Source organism: Dyella sp. BiH032, assembly GCF_031954525.1.
Classification (GTDB): Bacteria; Pseudomonadota; Gammaproteobacteria; order Xanthomonadales; family Rhodanobacteraceae; genus Dyella_D.
The window spans coordinates 1,961,811-1,985,513 of record NZ_CP134867.1; the positions used below are offsets into that span (position 1 = coordinate 1,961,811).

Genomic DNA, 23,703 nt, shown 5'->3' on the forward strand with positions numbered 1-23,703 from the left:
GCTGATACGATGATCGGCCGTCCAACTTTCGTCGAATCAAGGAGTTCCCATGGGCAAGGGCGATCGCAAGACCCGTCGTGGCAAGACCTATCGCGGCAGCTACGGCAACACCCGTGTGCACGGTGCGCAGCCCGCAGTGGCGGGCGCGAAGGAAACCGTGACCAAGACGGCCGCCGTGAAGAAGGCTGCGCCGAAGAAGAAGTCGGCCTGATACGCCGCTTCCGGTCAAGAAAAACCCCGCCCAGGCGGGGTTTTTTATTTGGCGAGTTGTTCAGAGTTCCCGCCGCGGATCGAACTCGTAGCGGCTTTCGACCGGCGCCGCGATGACGTTCTGGAAGACGCAGCCGGGAAAGACGTTGCTCTTGTTGCCGGCGTGGTTGTCCCGATTGAACAGGTACGGCGCATGCGACCAGCAACGATAACCGAGATCCTTGATGGCCTGGACTTCCGCTTCGGCGCGCTCGATGCCCGTGAGGCGAGCATAGAGCAAGGGGCGATGTTTGCGAATGGTCTCGGTCGCACCGGCAAGCAAGTCGAGCAGGGCGCCGGGCACGTTCATCTTGATCAAGTGAAGCGCTTCCAGCTCCAGGTCGTCCACTGTGGTGAGGCGGACCGCTTCGTCGCTGTCGCCGCGGTGCACCGGGCGGCCAGACAGCGCCGACATGGGAAGTTGCCCCTTGCTGCCGCCGAGCCAGCGCGCATGCGTGTAGACGTTGGGCAGGCCATTGATCGCCACATTGGCGCACAGCAATTGGAAGGGAATGCGCGCAGGCTCGGCGACGTGCACTTGGCCTTTCTCGCCCACCGCCTGAGCGAGCCAGAGCGTATGGGCGCCGTAATCCGCGCCGAACTCGAGCACGGTATGGCCCTCCTGGATCGCCCCGCTGAGCAGATCGATTTCCTGCTCCGCCCATTCGCCATATAGCTGCAGGGAACGGGCCGCAGGATTCTCGGTCGGGACGGCCGTGACCAGCCCGTACCGCGTATGCCACAGGCGTTGGTTGTGTTCTTGGGAGATGGCGTTGTTCATGGCGATGTCTCGTCGATCCTAGGTCACTGCATCTGGGTGGCTACGCGTCGCTGCCGTTCGTTTTCCCGCCAGTCGCTGCTGCTGTTCGGGGATGTCAGGTTCTGGGCCCACTGGACACTGGCTTGCCGCCATGCCTCCAGCAGGGTAGGCGCCTGTACGCCGGCATGCCAGGCCTCGGCGCACAGACGACAAGCCCGGCCGTACTCTCCGTGCCGGACGAAGGTCTGAGCCATGCCTTCGATGGCATCGCCCGGCGGTGCAGGCAGGCGGTCGAGCTTGTGCACCAGGTCCAGCGCCACGTTCCCCTGCACGGGCATACCCGGCAACGACTCGTAGGCCAACTGGATAGAAAGTCGCAGCCGCAGGCTTGCGGCATGCCAGCGCGTGTCGCTGCCGGCGAGGAAGGCATGGACGAGCGCGTGCGAAAACGCGTCCCTCGCCGCAGGAGGCTGGGCATGCCGGCCGCGCTCCAGCGCGGCTTCCGCCACCGCCAATGCGACGCGGCCCGTCGGTGCACGGACGAAGAGTTCGTCGAGCAACGCCTGCGCCTCGACCAGCGTGCGCGCGCGCACGCCGCCATGTTCCAGCCGGGCGCGGCGAAGCAGCACGTCGCCAAGCATGAGCTGGCCCTCGTCGGCCATGCCCGAAGCGTTGCGCAGGCACTCTGCCAGCGCTGCTGCTTCGTTGACCCGGGCCAGCGCACTGTCGCCCAACTGATGCTGCGCCCAGTGCAGCAGCACGCGGATCCAAGCCTTGAGCACCGCGCCGTCGCCGGCCTCCAGGATGGCGGCATGGCTCCTGGCCATGTTCCGGAGCGCCAGCACGCGTGAAGCCCCGCTCTGGCGTGCAGCGCGGGCCAGGTCCAGTTCGATCAGTCGTGCTCGCCAGTGCTCTTGCGTTTCGTCGGTAGCGCGCTCGCTACCGTGGAGGATGAGGGTCGTGGTGGCCTGGTGCAATGCATCCACTTCGCGCAGGTCGACGTGCGCGATGCGCAGCGTGAGTACCTGTGTCAACAGCCAGGTGATCTGCGTGCCGTCGGGATCGCGGGTTTCCAACAGAGCGGATTCCAGCTCGGCGAGCACGCTCGCCGGCAATGATGCCTCGCCGGTAAATGCCATGACCGGGAGGCCATCCTGGCCATCGAGAAACACCTGGCCTTCCGGCACCACTTTCGCGAGGATCGCGGCGACGCGCTCCATGGAAGGCATCGAGGATTCGCCAGCCGGATTCGAAACGCCCCTCTCTTCGAGTGCCTCCGGGGCCCCGAAGGACACGTCCGTCGTGGAAAGGTCTTCTTCGGAGATGGAAGGTTGGCAGACCGGGGGGCCGGCAAAGAGCGCCGCGCCGCCCATCGAAACGGCGGGTTGGACGGGGGCCATGGATTCGACGTGCGAGGCGCCATGGCCGGAACTTTCGGCGCGAGCACCCGCCAATGTCTCGGCGTGAGTGCTCTCGCGATTCTCAGCGTGAATGCACTCTTCGACATGCACCTCGTAGAGGGTTTTCGTAGCGAAGATTGGCTGGACTTCATCCAGCGGCGCATACCGGACGACCAGGCCGACCGACCAGTCTTCGCGAGACAAGGGATCGGGAGCGGATGACCAAGGGCGTTGGCTCATGTTGCCGATGCCCATGGGAATGGCTATGGCGTCGTCATCGGTAGCGACCCGCGCGGGCATCCGCTCTGGGTTCGTGTCACGCGTCACCACCGGCTCGCGGCGTTCGGCTCCGTTCCGACGTGGTCCTCGGCGACCCATGACGCCCAGCAGCGGCATGCCCAGCGCCAGGACGACCGGTAAGGCGTACCAGGGCGTGAGCTGCAACCAATGCCGGGTGCTTTCTTGGTCGATATCCAGAAGCATCGCCGCGGGAGCCGGTACCGGGGACGAAGTCGTCGCGGATCGATCCGACTCGAGCGTCATGGCGACGTCCGGTGCAGGGAATGCGCGAAGTTCGTCCGCCGTGCCGCCGGCCCACGCTTCGGGAAGCGTCGGTGCGGCGCGGTGGGGCGCCGTGCTCGACACGCTCATTTCCACAAGGCGCTTCTGTGGCACGTCGTCCGAATGGATTGCGGCGACCGGCGGCGACGCGCGTTCGCGCACGGCGTCGATCGACGCTTCTTCAATGGTATCGGGTGCCGCTGTCTCCCCGCTCTGCACGACGGACGAGCCCGTGGCTTCTTGACGATATGCGCACGAGGCGAGCAACAGGCTCAGCATGGCCGTACAGCCGGCGTGGCGGCCGGGCATCAACTGGGCGAGGGCGCTTCCGAGCTGGCTCGGGAGCAGGCCGATGAACGTAGCTCCCGGTGCTTCCGGGCGCCCAGCGGCGCTGTATGTCGCTCGGAAGTTGGGGGGAATCACGGTCGCTCCTCATGCTTGCCCCGGGCGGGCCCGGGGCGATCGTTTGGGTGTGCGTACTCGGCGAAGGATGCGGCGGCGGAGTCTGCCGCCCGGCAGCGATGCGATGGCATCCGCCTGCACGGGCCGCCTCAAAGGCGCGTTGCCGCGTAGTGGAACGGAAAGGATGGTATCGGGTTGCTCGTTAGGAATGTTCGGAAACTAGGCCGGTTTCCAAGCGCCCGACCTGTGCGGGAGCGGGCGCAGCGCCGATGTCAGCGTGAAGAAACGCGCTGACCTGCGCAGTACACAGCGGCTGCGAGGTGACCGCCGATCCAATAACAGAGTTCCGCCGGATGGCGTGCACGCCACACGACCAGGTCGGCGCGCCGTCCCTCAGTGAGCGTGCCGCGGTCAGTCAGGCCCAAGGCACGGGCAGCGTTCACGGTCACGCCACGCAACGCCTCTTCGGGCGTAAGGCGGAACAAGGTGCAGGCCATACCCGCAGCCAGCCTCAGCGACAGCAGGGGAGACGTGCCCGGGTTGCAGTCCGTCGCCACTGCCATCGGCACGCCTTGGTTGCGCAGCGCGGCGATGGGTGGTAGCCGGGTCTCGCGCAGGACATAGAAAGCCCCGGGCAACAGAACGGCGACGGTGCCCGCCTCGGCCATGGCCTTCACGCCATCGTTGCTCAAGTACTCCAGGTGATCGGCGGACAGGCCGCCGAACTCGGCCACCAGGGCTGCGCCTTCCAGATTGGAGAGCTGTTCGGCATGCAGCTTGACCGGAAGGCCCAAGGCGCACGCGCGCTCGAAGACGCGCCGCGTCTCTGCCGGCGTGAAGCCAATGCCCTCGCAAAAGGCATCCACCGCATCCACCAGCCCCTCGGCGGCGAGTGCCGGCAGCATCTCGTCGCAGACGCGCGCGACGTAGGCATCGCGACGGTCCGCGTCCTCCGGCGGCAGCGCATGCAGCCCCAGAAACGTCGTGCGCACCTGAACGCCCAGCGTCTCGCCCAGGCGCCGCGCTACGCGGAGCATGCGCCGCTCACTGTCCAGCGCCAGGCCATAGCCGGATTTGATCTCCAGCGTCGTCACGCCGTCGTCCACCAGCGCGCGAGCGCGCGACAAGGCCTGGGCGAACAGTGCGTCTTCGCTGGCCCCGCGCGTCGCCTTCACGGTGGAGGCGATGCCGCCGCCGGCGCGCGCGATCTCTTCGTAGGTGGCTCCGTTCAATCGCAGATCGAACTCATGCGCGCGATCGCCGCCGAACACCAAGTGCGTATGGCAATCGATCATGCCCGGCGTGACGAGCGCGCCATCGAGTTGTTCGACGCGGGCCGAGCGGCTTTCGGCGTCGTGGGGCAGCGACGCGCGCGGTCCCACCCAGGCGATGCGTCCGTCCGCGATCGCGATCGCGCCGTCCTCGACCAGGCCATAAGGCTGCTCGCCGTCGAAAGTCGCCAGCGTCACGCCGGACAGCAGAAGGTCCCAGGATACGGTGGTCATGTCGGCTCGCGCGGTTCGGGAGGCATGGGCGTGGCGGGGTCTTCCACGAGTTCCGCCTCGCCGTTCTCCGGCGCGGGCGAAGCGGTGGCGCTTTCCTCGCGCCGCGCCAGTTCCTGTTCGTAGCCTTCTATCAGCCGGTCGGCCAGCGCGCGATACACGGGCTTGCGGCAGAGCAGGGAGGACGCCGCGCGCGCCAGCAGGCAGGTTGCCATGATCGGGATCGCCATCTGCTGGTTGGCGGTGAGCTCCATCGAGATCACGGTCGCCGTCAGCGGTGCCTGCGTCACGCCGGAGAGATACGCGGCCATCGCCAGCAGCACGACGGCGGAGGCGTCCGCGCCAGGCACCAGCGCGGCGATGTTGTCGCCCAGCCCCGCGCCGACCGCCAGTGCGGGCGAGAAGATGCCGCCGGGAATGCCCGCCCAGTACGAAGCGATGTTGCCCAGGAATTTCAACGCGCCGAACGCGCTCACCGTGTCATGGTGACCTTCGAGGATTGCCCTGGCCTGCGCATACCCCGTGCCGTAGAGGCCGGTCTGGGTAAGTTGGCTCAGCAGCACCAGCGCCATGCCGCAGCCTGCCGCGAACAGCACCGGCTGGCGTGCGCGCAGCCGGCCGACGGCCCCGCGCAGGCCCCGGTCGTGCGGCAGGATCAGGCGCGCGAACAGTCCTCCGGCCAGCCCGCAGCCCAGGCCCGTCGCCAGTACGGCCCACCACGCCCGCCCCAGTGGCAGGCCCATGTCGAGGCGGCCGAAGTACGCGTAGTTGCCGAGTATGCCCAGCGAGACCACGCCGGCGATGATCACGGCAGTAAGCAGGATGCCGCTCATGCGGTGCTCGAACGCACCGCTCATCTCTTCGATGGCGAACACCACGCCTGCCAGCGGCGTGTTGAAGGCCGCCGCGAGCCCGGCGGCCGCGCCCGCGAGGATGAAGCGCCCCGCGGCCGCCGCGTCGGCGAAGCCGAAACGCCGGCCCAGCGAATAGAGCAAGCCGGCCCCCACGTGCACGGTGGGCCCTTCACGGCCGACCGAAGCGCCGCCCAGCAGCGCCGCCAGCGTGAGCGCCATCTTGCCTACGGCGACCCGTAACGAAAGCAGGCTCTTCCGGAAGCCCTCGTCTTCTACCTTGAGTGCCGCGATCGCCTGCGGAATGCCCGAGCCGCGTGTCGGCTTAAGCACGCCGGAAGTGAGCCAGGCGAGCAGGGCGAATGTCGCGGGCGTCACCACGAAGGCCCACCAGCGGCTGTGCGTCACCATGCGGTGGAACAGCCCGAACGCGTAATCCGCGGCCTGCGCGAAGCCCACGGCAGCGAGGCCGACGATTACCGCGCCGCTCCAGAACAGCACACGCCGCCGCCATTGCACCGGCGAGAACAGATCGGAGTCGGCCAGCCGCTGCAGGCGCCCGGGTCGCGCGGGCGCCGTTTCCTTGTCGGAATCGCTCATGGCTTGCCGCCGCGCTGCGTGGTCCAGCGCGTTTCGTACAGATCGAAGCGGCGGTCCTTCAGGTTCTGCACCGCGCCGGCATTGCGTGCGCGGGCCAGGCTTTCCAGGCGCAGATCCGCGAACAGCACGGTCTCGATATTGGGCTGCGAATCCGCGGCGATGCCGTCGCGCGCGAACGGGAAATCGCTGGGCGTGAGGATGCAGCTCTGGCCGTACTGGATATCGAAATTATTCACGCCCGGCAGATTGCCGACGTTACCGGACAGCACTACGTAGCACTGGTTTTCAATGGCGCGGGCCTGCGAGCAGTAGCGCACGCGCAGATAACCCTCGCGCACGTCCGTGCAGAATGGCACGAACAGGATCAGCGCGCCCTGGTCGGTGAGATGCCGGGCGACCTCCGGGAACTCGGAGTCGTAGCAGATCATCACGCCGATCGGGCCGCAGTCCGTCTGCACGGTGGCCGCACTGTCGCCGCCGGTGATGTTCCACACGGTGCGCTCGCTGGGCGTGGGGTGCAGCTTCTCGCGCTCGTGGATCGAGCCGTCGCGCAGGCATACGTAGCACACGTTGTGGATGTCGCCGTTGGGCTGCTCCGTGGGATGCGAGCCGGCGATGATGTTGATGTTGTAGTGCACCGCCAAGCGGCTGAAGAGTTCCTTCACCTGCGGCGTGTACTGGCTGAGCTTGCGAATGGAGTCGACCGGCGAGAGCTCCGCGTTCTCGATCGACAGCAGCTGCAGCGTGATCAGCTCGGGGAAGGTCACGAAGTCCGCGTTGTAGTCCGCGGCGATGTCGGTGAAATACTCGACCTGGGTAGCGAACTCCTCGAATGACTTGATGCGCCGCTGCTGGTACTGCACCGAGGCGACGCGCACCGAATCGGGCAGCCGCTGCGGCGATGGAATCGACGGCACGTCTGGCTGGTTGAGCAATTGCGGATTGCGCCACACCAAATGTGCGGCGTAGCCGAGCGATTCGTAATCCGAAGGCACGTAGCCACGCAGCACGCCGACCACATGGAAGTCGTTGGCCAGCTGGAAGCTGAGGGTGGGGTCGCGCCGCCGGCCTTCGACCACGGCCTGCACGTACTCCTCCGCGCTGCCGTAGCGCTGGATGGCGCGGGCCAGGCCGGGGATGCGGCCGCCGAACACGATGCCGCGCAGCTTCAGGTCGGTGCACAGCCGCTTGCGTGCCTGGTACAGCCGCTGCCCGATGCGCATGCCGCGGTATGCCGGATGCACCACCACTTCCATGCCGTACAGCCAGTTGCCGTCCGGCTTGTGGCGCGAGGCCATGCCGCCGCCGGTGATCTGCATCCAGGTATGTGGCGCGAGCGCGCTGAGCTCGTCGATGCGGAAAGTGGCGCAGTAGCCGACGATGCTCCCTTCGTACTCGACCACGAACTGGCCTTCGGGAAAGTGCGTCTGCTGCGATCGCAGCATCTCCGCCGAATGGCCCCATTCGGGGGTGTAGACGCGCCCGGTAAGCTCGACCAGGGCCGGGACGTCCGCCGGTTGCGCCTGGCGCACCAGCAGTTTGGGGGTGTGCTCGTTCTTCTTGGCCATGGGGCGCATTATGCCGTAGCGACCGCGCGGGACGGGCTCGCGGTTACACTCCGTGCATGCCAACGGAAGCCCCACGATGAGCAACGCCGCGCGAACCTACAGTGCCGACCAACTCTGGCTGGCCGACGGCTGGGCGGCCGACGGCGCGTTCGCCGTGGACGCGACCGGCCACGTGGCACCACCAGAAGGCGACGCCGAGCGCCTCGGCGCCTGGGTGTTGCCGGGCATGCCCAACCTGCATTCGCACGCATTCCAGCGGGCCATGGCCGGGTTGGCTGAGCGCAAGGGCCGCAGCGACGACAGCTTCTGGACCTGGCGCGAAACCATGTACGCCTTCGCCGCCACGATCGGGCCGGAGGAGCTGAAGGCCATCGCCGCCCAGCTCTACGTCGAAATGCTCAAGGCCGGCTACACGCAGGTCTGCGAGTTCCACTACCTGCACCACCAGCCCGATGGCACGCCGTACGCACAGCCTGAAGCGATGTCGCTCGCGCTGATCGAAGCGGCGCGCGAGACCGGCATCGCGCTGACGCTGCTGCCGGTGCTGTACATGACCGGCGGTTTCGATGGGCGGCCACTGAGTCCGCGCCAGCGCCGCTTCGGGCACGACCTGTCGTCCTACGTACACCTGCTGGAAACGCTGCGCCGCCACGAGAACGAAGGCCTGCGCGTCGGCATCGCCCTGCATTCGCTGCGCGCGGTGCCGGAAGCGGCCATGCGTGCGTTGCTGGCCACGGGCGCGACGAAAGACCTGCCCATCCACATCCACATCGCCGAACAGATCGGCGAAGTGCAGGACTGCCTCGCCACGCGCGGCGCGCGCCCGGTCGAGTGGCTGCTCGATCATGCCCCGGTGGATGCGCGCTGGACCCTGGTGCACGCCACGCACCTGACCGGCCACGAGACCTCGCGCCTCGCGCGCAGCGGCGCGGTGGCGGGCCTGTGCCCCACCACCGAGGCCAACCTGGGCGACGGCCTGTTCCCGCTGAGCGACTACCTCGATGCGAGGGGCATGCTCGGCATCGGTTCCGACTCGCACATCTCGGTGTCCCCGGTCGAAGAACTGCGCTGGCTCGAGTACGGCCAGCGCCTGTCCACGCGCCACCGCAACATCGCCGCGCGCGCGGAGGGCGACAGCGTCGGCGAGACCTTGTGGCGCGCTACCTTGCGTGGCGGCGCGCGTGCGGCCGGCCTTGCGGTCGGAGAGCTGCGCAGCGCTGCGCGGGCCGACCTGCTGGTGCTCGACGAAGAGGCGCCGTTGCTGGCGGCGCGCGACGCAGGCTCGCTGCTCGATACGTTCCTGTTCGCCGGCAACGCGCCGCTGGTGCGCCATGTGATGTGCGGTGGACGCTGGGTCGTGCGCGACTTCCGGCATCACGACGAGGCCGGCATCGCCGCGCGCTACCGCGCTGTCATGGAGCGCCTGGCGCGGCCCTGAGCCTGCGCGGCCCCGGGCTGGCGCGCCCGCCGCATGCTGGCTTAGTGTGGCGTCACGCGGCCGCGCGGCGGCCGCCCCCACGGGAGGGCGTTCTCCATGCGGTCGTTCGATGATCTGGGCAAGCTGGTCCTGCGCGTAGTGCTGGGCGCGCTCATCCTTTTCCACGGCGTGTCGAAGCTGATCCATGGGCCCGGGTTCGTGGTCCAGGCCCTGGCGCAGGCCGGCATGCCTGCGTTCCTGGCGTATGGCGTCTACGTCGGCGAAGTCGTAGCGCCGCTTCTGCTGATCCTCGGCCTGTGGGCGCGGGTGGGCGCGTTGATCGTGGCAGTGAACATGGTCGTGGCGCTGCTGCTGGTGCATACCAGCCAGTTCCTGTCGTTGGCGGACACGGGTGGATGGGCACTGGAGCTGCAGGGCATGTACCTGGGCGGCGCCATCGCCGTATTGCTGCTCGGCGCCGGCCGGTTTTCGCTCGGCGGTGCGCGCGGCCGATGGAACTAGCATCACCGGCGGCTTCTTTCTCCGGCCGGAAAGGGGCCGCCGATTGTTTGCCTGAGGACCGCGCGGTGCCGTTGTCGCGGACATGACGACGCATGCGCCTGAATGGCGCCCCGGCGTGGCCTGAACGCCGGGCATCGCCACTTGCACTACGGCGTCATCGACGTATCGCATCTCCCGTTTTCTTGCCCACCTCTCCACGTGGAGCACGCCATGGGCAAGATCAGGACCTTCCTCTGCATCGCCGCGCTAGCCGCCACCAGTGCGCTGAGCGGCTGCGTCGTCGTTCCCGCGCATGGTTATGGCGGACACGTGTGGGTGCCTGGCTACTGGGCATCGCCGCACGTGTGGGTGGAGGGGCATTGGCGTTATCGCTGAGCGCCGCGCCTAGGCCGCCATCCGTTCGCGCAGGAAGTCGATGAACGCGCGCAGCTTGGGCGGCACCTGGAAACGGCTGGGGTAATACAGGTAGAAGCCGTCGTACGGCGGTAGCCAGGTGTCGAGTACGGTCTCGAGCCGGCCGGAGGCGAGATGGTCGCGCACCGCCGGCTCCAGCGTGTGCGTTAGCCCCAGTCCGTCCAGCGCGGCGCGGATGGCAAGCGCCGGGTCGTTGACGATCAGCGGCCCGTTCACGTCGATGTCGAACCAGCGCCCGCGCTGCGCGAATTCCCAGCGATAGATGCCGCCGCTGCTCACATAGCGATTGCGCACGCAGGCGTGCGCCTGCAGGTCGCGCGGATGCTGCGGCCTGCCGTACCGGTCGAGATAGTCCGGGGTCGCCGCCACCACCGAGCGCACCGGCCCGCCGAGCGGTACCGCCACCATGTCGCGTGCCAGGCGCTCGCCCAGGCGGATGCCGCAGTCGTAGCCGCCGCCCACCAGGTCCACCAGCCCGCCGGTGACGTCGATGTCCAGGGTGATGTCCGGCCAGCGTCGCAGGAACTCGCACTGCAGAGGCGCGATCAGCCATTCCAGCACGATCTCCGGCACTGTCACGCGCAGCGTGCCAGCGGGGCGGTCACCGTGTTGGCGCAGTTCGTCCAGGGCGACGTCGATGGCAGCGAGCGCGGGGGTGATGCGCTCGAGGAACAGCTTGCCCGCCTCGGTGAGGCCGACCCGGCGCGTGGTCCGTTGCAGCAGGCGCACGCCGAGGCGTTGCTCGAGCTGGCGCATGGTCTGGCTGAGGGCGGATGCGGTCACCTCCAGCTCGGCCGCGGCGCGCGTGAAGCTGCCGTGCCGGGCGATCAGGTGAAAAGCGCGCAGGGCAGAAGTGTGATCGTCGCGCATTGATTAGTTTTCCTTAATAACGCTTCAAAAGCTTCCGTATTTTTCTACGCAATGGCAAGGGCCAGACTTCGTCCATCACCAACGGAGGTCTCGCTCATGCCGCTCGATCGCTACTACACCCTGGGCCGCTCCGGCCTGCGCGTCAGCCGTCTCTCGCTCGGCACCATGACCTTCGGCGAAGACTGGGGCTGGGGCGCGGCCGAAGACACGGCGCGCGCCATGTTCGACCGTTACCTCGAGGCCGGCGGCAATTTCATCGACACCGCCGACATGTACACCGAAGGCTCCAGCGAAACGCTGCTGGGCAAGTTCGTGGAGCAGGCCGGCGCGCGCGATCGCGTGGTGATCTCCACCAAGTTCACCTACAACGCGCAGGCGGGCAATCCCAATGCCGGCGGCAACGGGCGCAAGAACATCATGCGTGCGGTGGAAGGCTCACTGCGCCGCCTGCGCACGGACTACATCGATCTCTACCTGTTGCACACCTGGGATCGCATCACGCCGGCCGAAGAAGTGGTGCGCACGCTGGACGACCTGGTGCGTGCCGGCAAGATCCGCTATGCCGGTCTCTCCGACACACCGGCCTGGTACGCCGCGCGGGCACAGACCTTCGCCGAGGCGCACGCGCTGACGCCGCTGGTGAACATGCAGTTGGAGTACTCGCTGATCGAACGCCACATCGAGCACGAATTCGTCCCGCTGGCGACGGAACTGGGCATGGGCATCACCGCGTGGAGCCCATTGGGCATGGGCCTGCTGTCGGGCAAGTACAAGCCCAGCCAGGCCGGCGGCGAAGGCGACGGCCGCCTCGCCAAGGTCACCGCGGCACCGGGCTTCGAGCGCTTCACCGAACGCAACTGGCGCATCGTGTCGGTGCTGGAGGAAGTGGCGCGCGAGAGTGGCCGCAGCATGGCGCAGGTGGCCTTGAACTGGGCGGCGAACCGGCCGGGCATCGCTTCGCTGATCGTCGGCGCCACCAAGCTGGCCCAGCTGGACGACAATCTCGCGGCGTTGGATTTCACCCTGCCTGAAGCACTGCGTACGCGTCTCGACGAGGTGAGCGCGCCCGAGGCACCGTTCCCGTACTACATGTTCGTCGACCGCCAGCAGACGCGCATCCATGGCGGGGTGGCCGTGGGCGACAAGCCGGCAGGCTACGCGCCGCCGGTGTGGGTGGGCGCCGTGGAGGCCCGCGACGTGCGGGCCAGCCGCTGAGGAGACGCGAACATGCCAGCCACGCTCATCACCAAGAAGCATGGCGCGCCGCAAACGCGCTGGATCGAAGCCGACGGCGTGCATTTCCACGCCGAGCTGGCGGGGCAGGACGAAGCCATCGCCATGCTGCACGGCTTCCTGGTCGACAGCGGCCAGTGGGACGCCGAATTCGCCGCCCTGGCGGAGGACCATCGCGTGCTGCGCTACGACCTGCGCGGCTTCGGCCGCTCGTCGATGACAGATGCACCGTTCGCGCATCACGAAGACCTGGAGCGCATACTCAATGCCAGCGGCATCGATCGCGCCGCGCTGCTCGGTTGCTCGGGCGGCGCCGGCACGGCGCTCGACTTCGCGCTGGCACACCCGGAGCGGGTGCGCGCGATGGCCTTCGTCGGCGCCGGCTACTGGGGCTACTACGCCACGCGCACGCCGGAGGCCAAGGCATTCTGGGCCGCCGTGGAAAGCGGCGATCCCGACGCCTTGCTGGACGCCTCGTTGCGCAGCTTTCTCGACGGTCCGCGCCGCGCGCCGGAGCAGAGCAATCCGGAAGCTCGCGCGCGTATCGCCGCGATGAGTCAGTGGAACTTCGGCCGTACGGACGGCTACTGGAAGAAGGCGGCCCTGCAACGCAACCCGGCGGTGCCGGCGCCGGAGCGGCTGGCGGAACTGCGCATCCCCGTGCTGTTGATCGTGGGCGAGGAAGACCAGCCTGAAGTGATCGAGCTGTCCGAACGCCTCGCGGCCGGCCTGCCCGATGCACACCTGGTGCGCGTGCCGGACGCTGGCCATCACGTGAATATCGAGCGGCCGGACGTCGTGCTGCCTCTGCTGCGCGAGTTCTTCGCGGAGACGCGCGCATGAGCCGTCCGCCCTCGTACGGCGCGCCGATCACGCTGGCCGAGGCCGCGCGCGTGATGGCCGCCGCGCAGGCCGAAGCCGAACGCTATGACTGGCCGATGGCGATCGCCGTCGTCGGCAGCGGCGGGCACTTGGTGATGCTGCACGCATTGGACGACGTGCAGCATGCCAGCGTACCGGTCGCACAGGCCAAGGCGCAGACGGCGGTGAATTTCCGCCGACCGTCCAAGCTGTTCGAGGATGCCGTGCGCGACGGCGGTCTCGGCCTGCGCCTGCTCGGCATGGACAACCTGCTGCCGCTGGACGGCGGCTTGCCGCTCTACAAGGACGGCAAGGTGATCGGCGCGATCGGCGTATCCGGCATGCAATCCACGCAGGATGCCCAGGTGGCCGCCGCCGGTGCGGCCGTGTTCAACGGGGCGATGTAGGCGTACGGAAAAAAGAAGGCCGCATCCCACGAGGAGATGCGGCCTTCCACCGGGGCACTGCCGGTTGAAGCGCCTTACTGGGCGGAGGTACCCGAGCTCACCGGATGCTCGGCCTTGAACTGCTGCCACTGCTGGCGGCGCTGCTCGCGTTCCTGCTTCAGCGTGGCCCATTGGGCCTTCTGCTGCGGGGTGAGCAGGGCGTAGATCTGCGCCTTCAGCTGGGCACGCTGCTGCACGCGGTTCTGCGTCGCGGCCGCTTCGGCCTGGGCCAGCTTGGCGGCGGCGGCCTGGTAGCCGACCTGGTCAGGCGTCATCGACTCGAAGGCCTGGCGCTGCTGGCGCAGGGTGTCGCGCTGGGTCTTGTTCTGGGCGAAGGTGTTCTTCACCAGGTCGCGGATGCTGGCGCGCTGGGCGTCGGTCAGGTTGAGCTTCTGCATGGCCATGTCGAAGCCGTGGCCATGGTGGCCGCCGAAACGCGGGCCGCCGTCCTGGCCGGCCGCGAAGGCCGCGGTGCCGAGGGTCATGGCGGAAGCGAGGGCCAGGCCGAGGAAGAGGGACTTGCGCATGTGGGTTCACCTTTCGGGTTGGGGGGCTTGCGGTGTATTTGACGCCACCCCTGCGTGTATGTTTTTTGCCGGAGGGTAAAGAAGCGTAAAGCCCGTGGCTGTCGCCTCCCGGCGCCGTTTGAATGGCGCAAAAACCCACGCCAGGCTCCTATGCAACGCATCCTTCTCGCCGACGACGACCGCGCCCTGACCGACCTGCTGGCCGAATACCTGCGGCGGGAGGGCTTCGCCGTGGACGTCGCGCACGACGGCGCCGAAGCCCTGGCGCGCCTGAGCAACCCAGCCCAGCGGCCGGACCTGTTGATCCTCGACGTGATGATGCCCGGCCGCGACGGGCTGGAAACCCTGCGCGAGCTGCGGCTGCAGCACCGCCTGCCGGTGATCATGCTGTCGGCGCGCGGCGAACCGGTGGACCGCGTGATCGGATTGGAACTCGGCGCGGACGACTATCTTTCCAAGCCTTGCCTCCCGCGCGAGCTGCTGGCCCGCGTGCGCGCGCAACTGCGTCGCCACTCGCCGGTCGCCGCCGGCGAGGTGGAAGTCGGCGTGCTGCGCCTGATGCCGGGTGAGCGGCGCGCCTATGCGGGCGAGACAGAGCTTTCACTGACCGGCGCCGAGTTCGGCCTGCTGCTCGCGCTGGCCCAGCGCGCCGGCCAACTGGTCGACAAGGCCACACTGACCCGCATCGCCCTGGGCCGCGAACTGGAACGTTTCGACCGCAGCATCGACGTGCACGTCAGCCGCCTGCGCCACAAGCTGGCCGAGGCCTCGCCGCAGGCGCCGCGCATCGAATCCGTGCGCGGCGCGGGCTACGTGCTGGTGACGGGGGCGGCATGAATCCGTTCAAGACTTCGCTGTTCTGGCGCCTGCTGGTGTGGTTCTTCCTCGCCAACCTGCTGGTGCTGCTGCTCGGCGGCTACCTCACGCGCCGTTTCGTCGAATACACCACGGCGGTGGAGATCAACTGGACCTCGCTCGCGCAGAGCGCCAGTGACGCGTACGAATCCGGCGGCGCCACGGGACTGCAGGCCTGGATGCGGGATCAACGGCAGGAAGGCATCGACGCCACGCTGTACGAGAACGGCACGCCGCTGGTGCCGATCCGCCTGCCTGGCAGCGTGCGTGATTCGCTGCCGCAGTGGCTGCAGGCGGGCCACGACCTGGTCATGCAGCCTTATCCGCGCATCTATCTGGCGGTCCAGCAGGTGGAGGGCCGGGACGGCAAGACGCGGCAACTGGTCGCGCTCAGCCGCACGCATTCGCGCCTTCCGTTGCAGACGCGCAACCAGATCTATCTGGCGGTGCAGTTCGGCTTGTCGCTGCTGTTCATCGCGCTGATCGGCTGGTGGGTGGCGCGGAGCGTGGCGCGGCCGGTGGAGGCGATGCAGCGCGCGGCGCGGCGCATGGCGGCCGGCGAGCTGTCGACGCGCGTCGGTCCGCCGGGACAGCGTGGTCCGGGCGAGCTTTCCCACCTGGCGCGGGATTTCGACGCCATGGCCGAGCGCATCGAAGCATTGGTCGCGCACGATCGTGCCGTGCTGCAGGATCTCTCGCACGAGTTGCGTTCCCCGCTGGCCCGCCTGCAGCTGATCCTGGACCTGGCCCGGCGCAGCGATGCGGAGCAGGCGGCCTCTTACTTCGCCCAGGCCGAGCGCGAGATCGAGCGCCTGGACCGGATGACCGGCGAAATGCTGGCCTTGTCGCGGCTGGAAGGCGGCTTGCCGGGCATGGAGCGCGAAGCCGTCGACGTGGCCGCGATTGCCCGCGAGTGCGCCGCCAAGGCACAACTCGAAGCCTCGGCGCGCGACATCCGTCTGCATACGGCGATCGAGGCGCCCGCCTGGGTGTCGGGCAGCGGACAGCTGATCGAACGCGCGCTCGACAACCTGCTCGGCAACGCCATCAAGTACAGCCCGCAGGGCGCCAGCGTGGAACTGGCCGTGCAGGCTGGCGAAAACCGCGCCGACGTGATCGTGCGCGATCACGGAGCAGGGGTGCCCGACGACGAACTGGCGCAACTGTTCCGCCCGTTCTTCCGCGGCAGCAACGCGCCCAAGGCCGAAGGGCACGGCCTCGGACTGGCGATCGTGCAGCGCGTGGCGCAGGTGCACGGTGGCGAGACGGCGGCACGCAACGCCGAGGGCGGGGGACTGGAGGTCCGCCTGAGCCTGCCCTTGCAGGCTTGAGGCGGCACGCCGCTTCGCAGGCGCGGCGCCGTTTGCCACACTAGGCTTCTTTGTCCGCGGGACCTCCATGCGCTCCAACGCTCTCGCCGCCGTCGGACTGGCGCTGTGCTCGGCGCTGTTCTTCACGATGACCTACGTGCTCAACCGCAGCTTCGTCTCCGGTGGCGGGCATTGGGCGTGGGCGGGCATCCTGCGCTACCTGATCACCTTGCCGCTGCTGGCGCTGGTGCTGCCCTGGCAGGGCGGGCTGGGTCAGTTGCCGGCCGAGTTGCGTCGTCATCCGCGCACCTGGCTGCTGTGGAGCGGCGTGGGTTTCGTCCTGTTCGGCGTACCGCTCACCTGGGCGGCGAGCAGCGGCCCGTCGTGGCTGATCGCCGGCAGTTTCCAGACCACCGTGCTGGCCGGGCCGTTGATGGCGCCGCTGATCTACCGTGACGCGCGCGGCCGGCTGGCCTGGCGCACGCTCGCGGTCGGCGCGTTGATCGTGGCGGGTGTGTTCGCCTTGCAGTGGGGGCATGCGCACGGCCGCCTGCGCGCGAGCGACTGGCTCGCCATCGCCGCCGTCGTGGTATCTGCCTTTGCCTATCCGCTCGGCAACCGCATGCTGCTGTTGCACCTGGAACGTGGCGGGATGCGGCTGGGCGCGGTGCAGCGCGTGTTCGGCATGACCTTGTGCAGCTGGCCGCTGTGGCTGCTGTTCGCGGCGATCACCTGGATCGTCGTAGGACCGCCGTCATGGCGTGACGTGCTGCTGGCCGGCGGCGTGGCGCTTTCCTCCGGCGTGATCGCCACGGTGCTGTTCTTCCGTGCCACCGACATGGTGCGCAGCGAACCCACCGCGCTGGCCGCGGTGGAGGCCATGCAGGCCGCAGAGCTGCTGTTCGCCACGCTGCTCGGAGCGACCCTGCTCGGCGAGGCGTGGCCGAGCGGTTTTTCGGCCATTGGCGCGGTGATGATCGTCGCGGGCATCGCCCTGTTCGGCTGGATGAGCGGCCGCGGCGCCGCAGGTCACGACGAGGAACTGCGCACGCTGCGCACCGATCGCGCCGCCTGAACGCGGCCATCCAGACGTCCGGAACTTGCCCTGTCGTTGCGGCTCGGGTTAAACACCCGGGTTTGGGCGAAGGAGACGAGGGATGCGGCAACGGCGCGGCGCGTGGTTGATGGCGGGGGCCTTGCTGGCCATGGCGCCCGCGGTACTGGCGGCGGATGAGCATGGCGCACCCGCACTGCGCTGGGACGCGTCCCGGTTCGGCAACCATCGCTACCTGGTGCAGGTCGATGCCCCGGCCGATGCCGTGCGGGTGGAGATCCCATGGCGCCGGCGCGACGCGCATCCCGAGCGGGTCGCGGTGATCGTGACCGATCCCGACGGCGCACCCATTGCCAACGTACTGCGTGGCGACATCGACCGCGCCTCCGGCGAGCTGGTGTTCCAGGCGGCCAAGGCCGGTACCTACGCTGTGTACTACCAGCCCTATGTCAGCAACGGTCGCAGCAACTACCCCGTGGTGGGCTACGCCGCGCCGAAGGATTCGGCCGACGACACCTGGGCGGACCGGTTCGACCAGCCATCCGCCTGGCGCAAGCTGCCGCAAGCCAAGGTGCTGCGCTACGAAGCCGTGGACGACTTCGACGCCTACACCGACATGGAACGCACCGCCACGCCGGCCGAACTGGACGCGCTGCTGGCGAAGCAGAACGGGCCGCTGCTGCTGTTCCCCGAGACGCGCGCCCACCCCGTACGCATGTTCGACACGCTGCCCGCCGCCTGGGCACAGCGCGGTCCCGGGGGGACGTTGAGCGATACCGCCCAACGCGGCGAATATCTCAGTTTCCAGGTCGGCCTGTGGTCGCCGCGCGCGCAGATCAACGAGGTGCGCGTGGCCTTCGCCGATCTGCACGGTCCCGACGGCGCCACGATTCCAGCGACGGCGCTGACCTGCTTCAACCTCCGTGGCACCGACTACACCGGCCGTCCGTTCACTGCGCGCGTCGACCTGCCGATGGGGCGAATGCAGCCCTTGTGGATGGGGCTGGACGTTCCCGCCGATGCGAAACCTGGGCTCTATCAGGGCGAGGTGACCATCGGTGCCGAGGGCGTGGAGCCGCAGCGGGTGCCGTTGGCGATCACGGTGAGCGATGGCATCGCCGTCGCGCATGGCGACGACGATCCGTTCAAGCTCACCCGTCTGCGCTGGCTCGATTCCACGCTGGCGCAGGACGACACGCTGGTGAAGCCCTTCACCGCGATCACGGTGAAGGGCGGCGAACTCGGCATCCTCGGCCGCGATATCACGCTGGCCGACAACGGCCTGCCGGCGCAGATCCACAGCCGCTTCGACGAGCGCATGACGGGCTTCGCGAAACAGCCCCGCGCGCTGCTGCAGGCGCCGATGCAACTGCTGGTGGAGGACGCATCGGGCGTGCATGCGCTGACCGCCAAAGGGGCACCGAAGGTCGAGACGGACGGCCCCGCGAGAGTGCACTGGACGGTGACCGGCAACGCCGGCCCGGTGCGCGGCGAGGTCAAGGCGTCGCTGGAGGCGGACGGCACACTGCAGTACGCCATCGCCCTGCAAGCCGACCGGGAGACCGCCATCGGCGACGTGCGCCTGGAGATCCCGTTGCGCGGAGACGTGGCGCGCTACCAGCTCGGCCTCGGCCAGCAGGGCGGCGAGGCGCCGGCGTCCTACAGTTGGCACTGGAATGTGCGCAACAACCAGGACGGCGCATGGATCGGCGCCGTGAATGCCGGCTTGGAGTTCCACCTGCGCGACGAACATTACCTGCGCCCGCTCAATACGAACTTCTACCAGCAGCAACCCTTGCGCATTCCCGCGTCGTGGGACAACGGCGGGCAGGGCGGCATCGAGCTGGCGCGCGACAAGGACCGCTACCTGGTCAGGGCCTTCAGCGGCCCGCGCACGATGCAAGCCGGGCAGACGCTGCGCTACGACGTCGTCCTGCGCGTCACGCCGTTCAAGACCATCCAGCCAGCGAAGCACTTCAGCGAACGCTTCTTCCACAAGTACGGCGACCTCGACGCGATCAAGGCCGACGGCGCCAACGTGGTGAACATCCACCATGCCACGCCGATCAATCCATGGATCAACTATCCGTTCCTGGAAGCGGAGGCGATGCGCCGGTACATCGAGGCGGCACATCAGCGCGGCATGCGGGTCAAGATCTACGACACCGTGCGCGAACTCTCCGACCGTGCCCCCGAACTGCCCATGCTCGAATCGCTGGGGCACGAAGTGATCAGCGCCGGTAAGGGTGGTGGCTTCTCCTGGCTGCAGGAACATCTCGACGGCGACTACATCGCCGCATGGCACGTGCCGGAAAATCGCGACGCAGCGGTGATCAACGCCGGCCAGAGCCGCTGGCACAACCACTACATCGAAGGCCTGGACTGGCTGGCGCGCAACGAGGGCATCGATGGCCTCTATCTCGACGACGTCGCCTACGACCGCACCACCATGAAGCGCGTGCGCAAGGTGCTGCAGGCGCATCGCGCGGATCCGTTGATCGACCTGCACTCGGCCAACCAGTACAACCCGCGCGACGGCTACATCAACAGCGCGCTGCTCTACATGGAGCTGTTCCCCTATATCGACCGCCTGTGGTTCGGCGAGTATTTCGACTACGAGAAGACCTCGCCGTCGTACTGGCTCACCGAGATTTCCGGCATCCCATACGGCCTCATGGGCGAGATGCTGCAGAACAACGGCAACCCCTGGCGCGGCATGGTGTTCGGCATGACCAGCCGGCTCGGCTGGTCGCCCGGCAGCGATCCGCGCCCGTTGTGGAAGCTGTGGGACGAGTTCGGCATTGCCAAGGCCGAGATGATCGGCTGGTGGGTGCACGATGCGCCCGTGCGGACGGGACGCGAGGATGTGCTCGCCACCAGCTACGTGCGCAAGGGGCAGGGCACGTTGATCGCGCTTGCCTCATGGGCGACGGAGAAGGCCGACGCGAAGCTGGCGATCGACTGGAAGGCGCTGGGCCTGAATCCGGCCAAGGCGACGCTGGTCGCGCCCGCCGTGCCCGGCTTCCAGCCCGCGGCCAAGTTCAAGCCGGGCGAGCCGATTCCCATCGAGCCGGGCAAGGGCTGGCTGTTGCAGGTGCAGTGAGGCGAGCGGTCGCCGTCCGGTCGATCGGGCCGGGCGGAGGTTCTATCCTTGGCGGACGCGCCTCCCCGCGGCGTGTCTTCCGAGGAACGCCATGCAAGACCAGGCAGCCGCCGCCGCGCGCGCGGACGGCGACTTCATTCGCCACGGCACGCCGCTGTTCCGGCGCACCAATCTCGCGCTGTTCGCCGCCGGCATCGCCACCTTCGGCCTGCTCTATTGCGTGCAGCCGCTGATGCCGGAGTTCAGCAAGACGTTCGGCGTCAATGCCGCCGGCGCGGCGCTGTCGTTGTCGCTCACCACTGGCGTGCTCGCCGTCGCCATGCTCGTGGCCGGCGCGGTGTCGGACGCGTGGGGGCGCAAATCGGTGATGACCGTGTCACTGCTTGCGTCTTCCGTACTGGTGCTCGCCACGGCCGCGGTGCACGACTGGCACTTGCTGCTGGTGCTGCGGACTTTGCTCGGCCTCACCTTGAGCGGCCTTCCGGCCGTCGCGATGACCTACCTCAGCGAGGAGATGCATCCGGAGTCGATCGGCCTGGGCATGGGCCTGTACATCAGCGGCAATGCGATCGGCGGCATGGGCGGACGCCTGGTCGCGGGCGTGCTGGCGGATTTCGTGGGCTGGCGTGCCGGCGTGGGCGCTGTCGGCGCGATCGGCCTGCTGGCGGGCCTGGTGTTCTGGCGCAGCCTGCCGCCCTCCCGCCACTTCACGGTGCAACCGTTCGAATGGCGCGTCTTGCGCGAGCGCTTCGTCGGCGCCTTCCGCGACGCAGGCCTGCCCTGGCTGTTCGCCGAGGGCTTCCTGCTGCTGGGTGCGTTCGTCACGGTCTACAACTTCATCGGTTATCGCCTGCTGGCCCCGCCATATGGCCTGAGCCAGGCCGTGGTGGGCCTGATCTTCAGCGTGTACCTGATCGGCACGTTCAGTTCCGCGTGGATGGGCCACCTGGCGGGCAAGCTTGGGCGGCGCAAGGTGCTGTGGACTGCGTTCGCGCTGATGCTGGGGGGCGTGCTGCTGACGCTGACATCGCCGTTGATCCTGATCGTGCTGGGCATCGTGGCGATCACGTTCGGCTTCTTCGGCGGGCACTCGATCGCGAGCAGCTGGGTGGGGCGGCGCGCGGGTGCGGCGAAGGCGCAGGCCTCGTCGATGTACCTGTTCTCTTACTACATGGGTTCGAGCCTGGCTGGCGCGGGCGGCGGGCTGTTTTATGCCTCCCGCGGCTGGAATGGCGTGGCGGCGTTCGTGGGGGTGCTGGTGTTGGGTGGGTTATTGATCGCGTGGCGGCTGCGGGGGTTGGTGCCGTTGCCGGGGCCGCCGTCGAAGGGGGATGAGCCGCCGTTGGCGGAGGTTTGATGGGGGCGCTGGCGCGAGCGCTGTAGGTTGGGGTGAGCTTGCGAAGCCCATCGGGCGCTCAGGGTCGCCTTGCCCTTACCTACTCGTTATTCCGGCGTGGGCCGGAACCCAGGGGCGATATCGCTCGAATGTCGCGACGTGGTCGCCAGTGGTGTCTCGCCCCTCGCGGGGCGAGGGTTTCGCTCTCCTGCCGGAGAGCGAGTTACTTCTTCTTGCTTGCCCAAGAAGAAGTAACCAAGAAGAAGGGCCCCCTGCGCGGCGCCCTCCGCAGCCTTCGCTGCTGCGGGTGCGTTGAGGGCTGGCCGGGCTTTTCGATCGGGCATCCTTGCCCTGATCGAAAAGGCGGGGACGTCCTGTCCCCGCCCGCCTGCGGCGGCCTGATCGTCCAGCCCTCACCGCCGCGAAGGGAACCCGGGAGATCAAGAGCGTTACGGAGCATCGCTTCGCTCGCTCTTGTTTAGTTTTCGCCTCGGTACCGCACTTCTCCTTCTCCCCGCCGGGGAGAAGGCGGGATGAGGGGCCCTACGAAGCGCAGCGCTCATCCCCTTACACCAGGCTCACTGCACCTCGACCTTCAACGCCCCCTTGATCGCCTCGTAATCCCCATCGTTCTTCACCGGCGTCACGCCCAGCAGATGCGTCATCAACGGATAAACGTCCACGTTGGAGATCGCCGGCAGCATCTCGCCCTGGCGGAAGGCGGGGCCGTGGGCGACGAACAGGGCTTGCATGGTCGGGTCGGTGTTGTCGTAGCCATGCTCGCCGAGGCTGAGCTTGCCGCCGTTCTTGAGACGCTTGGCCAGGCTCTCGGTGGTGGCGATGCGCCAGCCGACGTCGGCGAGGCAGACCAGCTGCGGTACGCGGGGGTTGCTGCCATAGACGAAGCGGGCGGGGATGCGGGTCTTGTCCCAGCACTGCATGTGCTTCTGCGGCTTTTCCAGCTTGGCCTCGATCTTGGCGAAATCGTGTCCGTCCTTCGGATTGAAGCCGGCAAGTACGCCCAGGCTGACTACCTGCACATGGTCGAGCGGGATCAGCTTGTCCACCATCACGTTGTGCTTCGCCGCCACGTTGGCCATGCCGTGGTCGGACACCACGATCAGGTTGATGCGGTCGAACAGGCCGCGCTGCTTCAGGCCGTCGACCAGGCGTGCGAGGGCAGCGTCCACCTTGGTCATCGCCTCGTTCACCTGCTTGGAATCCGGGCCATAGCTGTGGCCGGCGTGGTCCACGTCGTCGAAGTACAGGGTCAGGAACGTGGGGCGTTCGCCCGCGGGCAGGTCGAGCCAGCCCAGGACCTGATCCACGCGCTGGTCCGGCGTGACCGAGCCGTCATAGGGCAGCCAGTGGTTCGGGCGGTAGTCGTGGATCGCCGCTTCGCTGCCCGGCCAGAACATGGTCGCGGTCTTCAGGCCCTGGCGGCCGGCGCTTTCCCAGATCGGGGTACCTTCCGCCCACCAGCGCCCGTCGCCAGCGGCTTTGCGGTTGCTCAGCGAAAAACCGCCGAGTTCCGGATCCGACATCGTGTTGTTGACCAGGCCGTGATGGTCCGGGCGCAAGCCGGTGACGATGGTGTAGTGGTTTGGGAAGGTGAGCGAAGGGAACGAGGGCTGCATGGCCTGCGCGCGCACGCCTTCCCGCGCCAGCGCGGCGAGCGTCGGGGTAAACCCGCGCTGAAGATAGTCGGTGCGGAACCCGTCGATCGAAATCAGCAACAACGGCGCCGGGGCCGGCTTGGCGGCAACCTGCGCGGCAGGCGGGGCCGGCGGCTGCGTGGCACACCCGGCGCTGAACGCCGCAACGGAACACAACAAGAGGCGAAACAGGAATTTCATGCGCGA

The 23,703-nt window shown here is 68.1% G+C and carries 20 protein-coding genes; 12 read left to right on the forward strand and 8 right to left on the reverse strand.

The genetic code is table 11. The features are described 5' to 3' along the window. Positions 1-49: 49 nt before the first annotated feature. Positions 50-211, forward strand: coding sequence for a 30S ribosomal protein THX (locus RKE25_RS08690; RefSeq protein WP_311841841.1), 162 nt, complete (start codon positions 50-52; stop codon positions 209-211). A gap of 60 nt (positions 212-271) precedes the next feature. Here RKE25_RS08690 and RKE25_RS08695 read toward each other — a convergent pair whose 3' ends face one another. The 5 genes from RKE25_RS08695 to RKE25_RS08715 all read right to left on the reverse strand — a co-directional run bounded on the left by RKE25_RS08695 (position 272) and on the right by RKE25_RS08715 (position 7,893). Further along, the gene (locus RKE25_RS08695; RefSeq protein WP_311841842.1) at positions 272-1,030 is read right to left on the reverse strand and encodes an FkbM family methyltransferase; all 759 of its coding nucleotides are present in this window, start codon (positions 1,028-1,030) and stop codon (positions 272-274) included. Between the two features lie 23 nt (positions 1,031-1,053). Next, positions 1,054-3,249, reverse strand: coding sequence for a hypothetical protein (locus tag RKE25_RS08700; protein ID WP_311841843.1), 2,196 nt, complete (start codon positions 3,247-3,249; stop codon positions 1,054-1,056). 395 nt (positions 3,250-3,644) lie between these two features. Beyond that, positions 3,645-4,877, reverse strand: coding sequence for an imidazolonepropionase (gene hutI / locus RKE25_RS08705; protein WP_311841844.1), 1,233 nt, complete (start codon positions 4,875-4,877; stop codon positions 3,645-3,647). Beyond that, positions 4,874-6,325 (reverse strand): chloride channel protein, encoded by a 1,452-nt coding sequence (locus RKE25_RS08710; RefSeq protein WP_311841845.1) that lies wholly within the window; start codon positions 6,323-6,325, stop codon positions 4,874-4,876. Before RKE25_RS08710 ends, hutI begins: the two co-directional genes overlap by 4 nt. After that, positions 6,322-7,893: a GNAT family N-acetyltransferase gene (locus tag RKE25_RS08715; protein ID WP_311841846.1), complete on the reverse strand. Its 1,572-nt coding sequence runs from the start codon at positions 7,891-7,893 to the stop codon at positions 6,322-6,324. Before RKE25_RS08715 ends, RKE25_RS08710 begins: the two co-directional genes overlap by 4 nt. Before the next feature lie 76 nt (positions 7,894-7,969). Here RKE25_RS08715 and RKE25_RS08720 point away from each other — a divergent pair, with 76 nt between their 5' ends. The 3 genes from RKE25_RS08720 (at position 7,970) to RKE25_RS08730 (ending at position 10,207) form a co-directional block, all read left to right on the forward strand. Then, the gene (locus RKE25_RS08720; RefSeq protein WP_311841847.1) at positions 7,970-9,331 is read left to right on the forward strand and encodes a formimidoylglutamate deiminase; all 1,362 of its coding nucleotides are present in this window, start codon (positions 7,970-7,972) and stop codon (positions 9,329-9,331) included. 96 nt (positions 9,332-9,427) lie between these two features. Next, a complete protein-coding gene (locus RKE25_RS08725) occupies positions 9,428-9,832 on the forward strand; it encodes a DoxX family protein (protein ID WP_311841848.1) in 405 nt (134 codons plus the stop codon). Between the two features lie 210 nt (positions 9,833-10,042). Further along, positions 10,043-10,207, forward strand: coding sequence for a hypothetical protein (locus RKE25_RS08730; RefSeq protein ID WP_311841849.1), 165 nt, complete (start codon positions 10,043-10,045; stop codon positions 10,205-10,207). Positions 10,208-10,216: 9 nt separating this feature from the next. Here the strand turns inward: RKE25_RS08730 and RKE25_RS08735 are convergent, their stop codons facing one another. Continuing rightward, positions 10,217-11,116, reverse strand: coding sequence for a LysR family transcriptional regulator (locus RKE25_RS08735; RefSeq protein WP_311841850.1), 900 nt, complete (start codon positions 11,114-11,116; stop codon positions 10,217-10,219). Between the two features lie 96 nt (positions 11,117-11,212). Here RKE25_RS08735 and RKE25_RS08740 point away from each other — a divergent pair, with 96 nt between their 5' ends. The 3 genes from RKE25_RS08740 to RKE25_RS08750 are packed head-to-tail and all read left to right on the forward strand — an operon-like array spanning position 11,213 to position 13,617. Further along, on the forward strand, positions 11,213-12,331 hold the full coding sequence (locus tag RKE25_RS08740; RefSeq protein ID WP_311841851.1) for an aldo/keto reductase: 1,119 nt from the start codon (positions 11,213-11,215) through the stop codon (positions 12,329-12,331). A 12-nt stretch (positions 12,332-12,343) separates the two neighbouring features. Further along, positions 12,344-13,192, forward strand: a complete 849-nt coding sequence (locus RKE25_RS08745) for an alpha/beta fold hydrolase (RefSeq protein WP_311841852.1) — start codon at positions 12,344-12,346, stop codon at positions 13,190-13,192. Further along, positions 13,189-13,617 (forward strand): heme-binding protein, encoded by a 429-nt coding sequence (locus RKE25_RS08750; RefSeq protein ID WP_311841853.1) that lies wholly within the window; start codon positions 13,189-13,191, stop codon positions 13,615-13,617. The genes RKE25_RS08745 and RKE25_RS08750 overlap by 4 nt, the downstream gene beginning before the upstream one ends. A gap of 74 nt (positions 13,618-13,691) precedes the next feature. Here RKE25_RS08750 and RKE25_RS08755 read toward each other — a convergent pair whose 3' ends face one another. Then, entirely contained in the window at positions 13,692-14,183 is a 492-nt protein-coding gene (locus tag RKE25_RS08755; protein WP_311841854.1) for a Spy/CpxP family protein refolding chaperone, read from the reverse strand. A 150-nt stretch (positions 14,184-14,333) separates the two neighbouring features. Between RKE25_RS08755 and RKE25_RS08760 the strand changes: the two genes are divergently transcribed. From RKE25_RS08760 to RKE25_RS08780, 5 genes are all read left to right on the forward strand, one after another. Then, the gene (locus RKE25_RS08760) at positions 14,334-15,020 is read left to right on the forward strand and encodes a response regulator (RefSeq protein WP_311841855.1); all 687 of its coding nucleotides are present in this window, start codon (positions 14,334-14,336) and stop codon (positions 15,018-15,020) included. Next, a complete protein-coding gene (locus RKE25_RS08765; RefSeq protein WP_311841856.1) occupies positions 15,017-16,369 on the forward strand; it encodes a HAMP domain-containing sensor histidine kinase in 1,353 nt (450 codons plus the stop codon). The genes RKE25_RS08760 and RKE25_RS08765 overlap by 4 nt, the downstream gene beginning before the upstream one ends. 67 nt (positions 16,370-16,436) lie before the next feature. Beyond that, positions 16,437-17,423: a multidrug resistance efflux transporter family protein gene (locus RKE25_RS08770; RefSeq protein ID WP_311841857.1), complete on the forward strand. Its 987-nt coding sequence runs from the start codon at positions 16,437-16,439 to the stop codon at positions 17,421-17,423. Positions 17,424-17,505: 82 nt separating this feature from the next. Then, positions 17,506-20,505 carry a glycoside hydrolase domain-containing protein gene (locus RKE25_RS08775; protein ID WP_311841858.1) on the forward strand — a complete coding sequence of 1,000 codons (3,000 nt, stop codon included), beginning with the start codon at positions 17,506-17,508 and terminating at the stop codon, positions 20,503-20,505. 91 nt (positions 20,506-20,596) lie between these two features. Continuing rightward, entirely contained in the window at positions 20,597-21,862 is a 1,266-nt protein-coding gene (locus tag RKE25_RS08780; protein ID WP_311841859.1) for an MFS transporter, read from the forward strand. 557 nt (positions 21,863-22,419) lie between these two features. Here RKE25_RS08780 and RKE25_RS08785 read toward each other — a convergent pair. Further along, positions 22,420-23,697, reverse strand: coding sequence for an ectonucleotide pyrophosphatase/phosphodiesterase (locus RKE25_RS08785; protein WP_311841860.1), 1,278 nt, complete (start codon positions 23,695-23,697; stop codon positions 22,420-22,422). Between the last annotated feature and the right edge of the window lie 6 nt (positions 23,698-23,703).